Source organism: methanotrophic endosymbiont of Bathymodiolus puteoserpentis (Logatchev) (genome assembly GCF_900128525.1).
Lineage (GTDB): Bacteria > Pseudomonadota > Gammaproteobacteria > Methylococcales > Methylomonadaceae > Methyloprofundus.
Genome location: NZ_FQTQ01000151.1, coordinates 1 through 6,149 on the forward strand (window position 1 = coordinate 1; position 6,149 = coordinate 6,149).

Below are 6,149 nucleotides of genomic sequence, written 5' to 3' on the forward strand. Positions count from 1 at the left end.
GGTAAACGATAAGAGTTGATGAGGTCTTTGTTGGGTATTCCATCTTTCTATAGAACGTATTGAGGAATGAAGCACATTAGACCCTTTGCGCCCGCCATTCAGAGAACAATAAAATCAACCCCTTAAGTTTACTCAAAACCAACTTTTGGTCTTTTTACAGAATCCTACCAATGCAAGCATTAAAGGGACTTCAATTAACACACCCACAACGGTTGCCAATGCGGCTCCCGACGACAAGCCAAATAACATCACTGCGGTGGCAATCGCCACTTCAAAGTGATTAGATGCACCGATTAGCGCGGAAGGTGCGGCATTTTCATAAGAAAAGCCCCACCATTTTGCAGCTAGATAAGTGATCGTAAAAATCAGAATGGTTTGTAATGCTAGCGGGATCGCAATCCATAAAATGGTAAGTGGATTTTCAATAATAACATCACCCTTAAATGAAAAAAGTAAAATCAGCGTCAATAATAAAGCGATGATAGTAATCGGGGTGAGTAGATGTAGGAATTTTTGTTCAAACCACTCCAGACCTTTATGAGCCACAATCCATTTACGTGAAAAATAACCCGCAAATAAAGGTAATGCCACATAAATACTGATAGATAGCACAAGTGCTTCCCAAGGTACCGGTAATTGACCGACACCTAGCAGAAAACCACCAATGATACCGAATAAAAACAGCATCACCAGCGAATTGATTGCCACCATCACCAGCGTATGCCCAGCATTACCTTTCGCCAAATACCCCCAGACTAATACCATCGCCGTACAAGGTGCTACGCCCAGTAAAATACAGCCAGCAAGATAACTACGCCATAACGGCACCGTCATCATTTTTACCCCTTCATGCATCACCACAGTACCAGAGCCATAGTGACTCCCTACAGGTAAGTCTAGGCCAAACGGCAGTTTTACCAAGTCTACCGCATCCGCACCGATAAACTGTTGAAACAATATACCCAAAAACAAGTAGGAAATGGCATACATGGTAAACGGTTTGATCGCCCAATTCACAACCAGTGTCAGTGAAACAGGTTTAATGCTTTTACCCGCTTTGACCACTTCAGAAAAATCAATTTTCACCATAATTGGGTACATCATAAAAAACAGACAGATGGCAATAGGAATGGAGACAACAGGTGCACCATTCACATTAATACTCATTCCATCCAGTGTTTTGGCAAATTCTGGGGCATAAACCCCTAACAGAATACCTACGCCGATACACAAACCTACCCAAAGTGTTAGATAGCGTTCAAAAAATCTCATATCATGTTGTTTTTCAGTCATCTCTTTTCCCCATTAGGTATTTAGCTGACCTATCTTATTTAGCTCAATCGTTAATTCATCGGCAGGCATCGTTTCAAAAGGTAATTCCAGCATTTTTTCAATCCGCAATTTTAAAGTGGCAAAGGTTTGTTCAAAGGCGGCAAGTTTTTCCTCACCTGGTTCTTCAGCATGCCTAGGATCTGATACTCCCCAATGTGCACGTACTGCTTTAGTCAAATAAACAGGACAGGTTTCACCTGCCGCGTTATCACAAACGGTAATGACAATATCCATAGGTGTATCTTTAAAATCCTCCCAGGATTGGCTTTTATAGCCTTCAGTCGGTAAATCATGGCGTTTCAATGTAGCTAAAGCATTGGTATTAATTCGGCCGATAGAATGACTGCCGGCTGAAAAAGCCTTAATTCTATCCTGCCCTAAATAACTCATCAGAGCTTCACCCATCACACTACGACAAGAATTACCTGTACAAATTACAAAAACATTTAACATTTGAGACCTATAAAAAATTTAAATTGTGATGTTAATGTAGGAAATGTAGGATGTGCTGGCGATAGGAAGCGCATCACTCAGTGTATTAAGGTGATGCGCTTCGTGCCTCAGCACATCCTACACGCGTTTAATTAACCGCAACATGATACTTTCTTCTCACCCTCCAAAGCAGGTCGACAAGCATTGCTTTCCTCATCAACTCCATCTTTTGATTCATTAAAAGTAGGAATTTCATTTAAAGAATGAAAGGACTCCCAGGCAATTCCTTGTGGGTCTGTCACCCAATATTTATCCGAACGTGCATAGCAACAAGCCGCGCCTTCCTGTGCTTCAATCGGTACCTGAGTTGCATCTAACTGTTGTTTAATCGCTTGTAACTCAGACTCATCATCCGCTTGAATACCCAGATGATCCAGGCCCAGTTTTTTGCTCCGATTAGAGATAGCAAAATTAATGCGTGGATCATCTAGCATCCATTTAGCATAATCGTCATGCTGTACTGTGGGCTGACAGCCAAACATGGTGCTGTAAAAGTTAATGTTTTGTTCCAGGTTTTCGACTGCGAGGTGAATATGTAATCGTTTCATTATGACTCCTATAAATTGATATATGTATATGCGTATGTTTTGGATTAAATTTTAGCAACAAAGTGCTGAATCAGGTCTATTTGCCATTTTCTTTAAGCGTTGTAGGTCTATTTTAAATGACTCAGTGGATTGAACAGCCTGTAAAGCATTAACTAATAAAGGTGTTGTCCAATCGGGTAATGACGGGTTAATCTGATAAAAAACCCATTGCCCTTCTCGGCTATCCAGCAATAAACCGCATTGGCGCAATGAAGCTAAATGCCGAGATATTTTAGGTTGAGACAGCTCCAGCGCTGTGGTTAATTCACAAACGCAGAGCTTACCCTCTTGTTGTAATAAGGTAATACAACGCAAACGTGTATCATCAGATAAGCATTTAAAAAATTGTGCAGGAGAGATCATGGCTTTAGATAAATATTAATATACGGATAATCATATATAAAAATAAACTAATAATCAATTATTTGGGTTTTAATAACCTTAGACCATTAGCTACGACCAGCAGTGAAGCTCCCATATCAGCGACAATGGCTTGCCATAAAGTGGCCATTCCAGCAAATGCTAAAATGGCAACAGCAGCCTTTAGTGTGAGTGCAAAAACAATATTTTGCCGGATAATACGCAATGTTCTTTTTGAATGATTGATTAACCAAGGCAGTTTGGAAAGGTCATCACCCATTAAGGCAATATCCGCTGTTTCTATCGCAGCATCCGAGCCCATTACACCCATGGCAATCCCCAAATTGGCTCTGCCCAATGCGGGGGCATCGTTAATACCATCACCGATCATTGCGACATTGCCATATTGTTCAACCATTTGACTGATCACATCAACTTTGTCAGCAGGTAGCAGTTCAGCATGAACTTCATCTATACCACAGGCCCTTGCAATATTTTCAGCTGTGACCTGGTTATCCCCCGTTAGCATGGCCAAATGTTTAATATTCTGCTGTTTGAGAGCCTGTAAAATTGACTTAATTTGCTCTCGTGGCTGATCGGCGACAGCAATCAAACCACAAACATGTTGATCATTACCGATGGCAATCACTGTTTTTCCTGTTTTCTCCAATTCTATCGCTTGTTGACTAATTTCAGCAGTTTCTTGACCACGCTCTAATAAATAGCGCCTAGAACCCAGCCAAAAATCAGTGCCATTAAATAAGCCTGTCACCCCTTTTCCAGGTAGCACGGTCACATTATCAGCATTGGCAATCTTGATTCCTAAGCTTTCGGTATAATTTAAAATAGCTTTCGCCAGAGGGTGATTACTACGTGATTCTAATGCGGCGGCACGGCTAAGTAATTCTTCTTCATTATGATTATTAAAAGGATATAACCCAGTCACTACCGGTTTACCACGGGTCAATGTGCCTGTTTTATCAAAAGCAATAGCATTAAGATGTGCAGGCGCTTCTATATAAATGCCGCCTTTTATCAATATTCCTTGCCTTGCTGCACAGGCTAATGCAGCAACGATACTGACTGGTGTTGAAATAACCAATGCACAAGGACAAGCAATCACTAATAAAACCAATGCTTTATATAACCATACTTGCCAAATACCAGCAAAAAACAACGGTGGAATAATAAAAACCGCTAAAGCAACAAGCATAACAATAGGGGTATAAATACGGGCGAATTTTTCCACCCATTGCTCGGCCTCCGCCCGTTTACTATGCGCCTCTTCAACCATGCGAATAATATGTGCCAGGGTGGTATCGGAAGCGAGTTTGCTTGCTTTAATTTCCAGCACCGCCTCGCCATTAATACTGCCCGCAAACACTTCATCACCTACCTGTTTAGAGACAGGGATACTTTCACCGGTAATCGGTGCCTGATCGACCGAACTGATACCCCGGCTCACTTCGCCGTCCAGTGGTATTTTATCGCCGGGCTTAACAATAAAGACTGTGCCTATACTAACGTCAGCTGCGGCAATATTAATTTCCTGTCCATTTTCTTGTTTGACGGTTACCTTAGAGGGCGCTAAATCCAGCAACGCTTCGACTGCATGTCGAGCGCGGCCTATACTCCAGCTTTCAATCGCTAATGATAAAGAAAACAAGAAACTAACAGCCGCTGCTTCAAACCATTCATTGATAACGACGGCGCCTATAATGGCGACCAGCATCAGCAAGTTCATATCAGCACGAAGCCGTTTTAAAGCATAAAATGCTTTGACAACAACATGGCGAACACCAAAAACAATAGCCAGGCTATAAGCTACCTTTTCAGCCAACGGCATAGATTGTGAGCTATGGGCATTTAACAGATTTTTAAGATAATCGCCCAAGGATTGCCATGAATAACGCCAAGCTTCGGGAGACTGAAAAAATTGTTGAATATCGGTAAAGCCCCCGGCGATGGCAATATGTATCAGCACCCCAGCAACAATGCACACACCGCTGATGACTGTATAAACAGTCTGGGATCGTTGTCGTTGCTTAACATCCGCTTGTGTTTCCCCCGGTTTCCAGCGTGTCGCTTTCATTCCAGTGGCAGCAACCTTTTTTATAATAGTTTTTTCTGGCACCTGCTTGGCTTCTAAGCTAATCGTCATTCGGCCATTGATCACATCGAAAGCCAGCTTATCATCCCCGCCTACTAAGGGACCGATTTCTGATTTTAAAATAGACACCTCTTCAACGCAGTCCAGACCTTCAATTTTAAAGGTCATGCCTTGTATGTGCGTTGACTCTGCCGATGGTTTATTTTCTGTTGGCTCGTTAGGGCAGCAACAAGATTTTTCTGATTTATTCATGGTTTTTATGTTCTTTATGGTGATGTGCTGTTTATTATCTGTAGGATGTGCTGAGGCACGAAGCGCATCAAATATATGCACATCAAATGATGCGCTTCCTATCGTCAGCACATCCTACATTGACTCTCCTGTTTCAAATTCATCATCAGTCTGACCACCCCAATTTTCTGGATACAAGCCCAATTTCACGTATTTATGGAAACTGGAATGCGGCCAATCAATAATATTCGATACATAACCGTGTTTAACAGGATTCCAGTGTATATAATCCAGATGACGGTTATAGTCCTCTTCATTTCTGAGACTATGCTCCCAAAATCGTCGTTGCCATACACCTCGCTCTCTACGCTTAACTCGGCTTTCTGATAATTTCTCACCTTTAGCTAAGAATCGTGAAAACTTTCCTTTCAGCAAATTCCAGCGCATGGAATAATTACTATCATTTTTAGGTAATGTCCAAATACAATGCAAGTGATCAGGTAATATCACAACAGCATCTATTTTAAAAGGGTGCCTTTCTTTCACTTCTCGAAAGGCTAGACGTAACACATCAATATTCTCGATTAATAGGGGGTTATTTTGCCTTTCTAATAGATTCACTGTAAAAAACCAGCCTGCCCCAGGTGTATAAATCCGTCGGTAATCTGTCATTGAAATGATTCCTAAATTATTTGGTTTGATGCGCTTCGTGCCTCAGCACATCCTACTTAAATAGCTATTTCACCTGTGTCACCTGTGCTAATACGAACTGCTTCTAGTACTGGCAATACATAAATTTTTCCATCACCTCTGAGGCCTGTATGAGCACTTTCCTGTATCACAGCAACAACCTGTGCAACTTTTTCATCATGGCAGGCTATTTCAAGCTTTAAGCGAGAGACCAGACCATAGTTCTCTTCATCAAAAATAGCATCTGAAGTTGTTTTACGGCTACGTCCACAGCCACGTATTTCTTAACGGTGTCCGCAACAATACATAAGATGGTAGACATACATCAAATCTATGGGTGATAATAA

7 protein-coding genes are annotated in these 6,149 nt (G+C 41.6%); all 7 read right to left on the bottom strand.

Features of this window, described 5'->3' with window-relative positions; translation table 11 throughout:
* Positions 1-132: 132 nt before the first annotated feature.
* The 7 genes from arsB to BQ7314_RS16145 all read right to left on the bottom strand — a co-directional run bounded on the left by arsB (position 133) and on the right by BQ7314_RS16145 (position 6,083).
* Positions 133-1,293, bottom strand: coding sequence for an ACR3 family arsenite efflux transporter (gene arsB / locus BQ7314_RS11835; protein WP_174483897.1), 1,161 nt, complete (start codon positions 1,291-1,293; stop codon positions 133-135).
* A 12-nt stretch (positions 1,294-1,305) separates the two neighbouring features.
* Complete coding sequence (locus tag BQ7314_RS11840; protein WP_174483898.1) at positions 1,306-1,785, bottom strand: arsenate reductase ArsC; 480 nt, start codon at positions 1,783-1,785, stop codon at positions 1,306-1,308.
* 131 nt (positions 1,786-1,916) lie between these two features.
* Positions 1,917-2,372 carry an ArsI/CadI family heavy metal resistance metalloenzyme gene (locus BQ7314_RS11845; protein WP_174483899.1) on the bottom strand — a complete coding sequence of 152 codons (456 nt, stop codon included), beginning with the start codon at positions 2,370-2,372 and terminating at the stop codon, positions 1,917-1,919.
* Between the two features lie 51 nt (positions 2,373-2,423).
* On the bottom strand, positions 2,424-2,774 hold the full coding sequence (locus BQ7314_RS11850; protein WP_174483900.1) for a metalloregulator ArsR/SmtB family transcription factor: 351 nt from the start codon (positions 2,772-2,774) through the stop codon (positions 2,424-2,426).
* A gap of 58 nt (positions 2,775-2,832) precedes the next feature.
* Positions 2,833-5,049, bottom strand: coding sequence for a heavy metal translocating P-type ATPase (locus BQ7314_RS11855; RefSeq protein ID WP_174483902.1), 2,217 nt, complete (start codon positions 5,047-5,049; stop codon positions 2,833-2,835).
* 198 nt (positions 5,050-5,247) lie between these two features.
* The gene (locus tag BQ7314_RS11860) at positions 5,248-5,784 is read right to left on the bottom strand and encodes an REP-associated tyrosine transposase (protein ID WP_174483901.1); all 537 of its coding nucleotides are present in this window, start codon (positions 5,782-5,784) and stop codon (positions 5,248-5,250) included.
* Between the two features lie 56 nt (positions 5,785-5,840).
* Positions 5,841-6,083, bottom strand: a complete 243-nt coding sequence (locus tag BQ7314_RS16145; protein ID WP_174483903.1) for a P-II family nitrogen regulator — start codon at positions 6,081-6,083, stop codon at positions 5,841-5,843.
* Positions 6,084-6,149 lie beyond the last annotated feature (66 nt).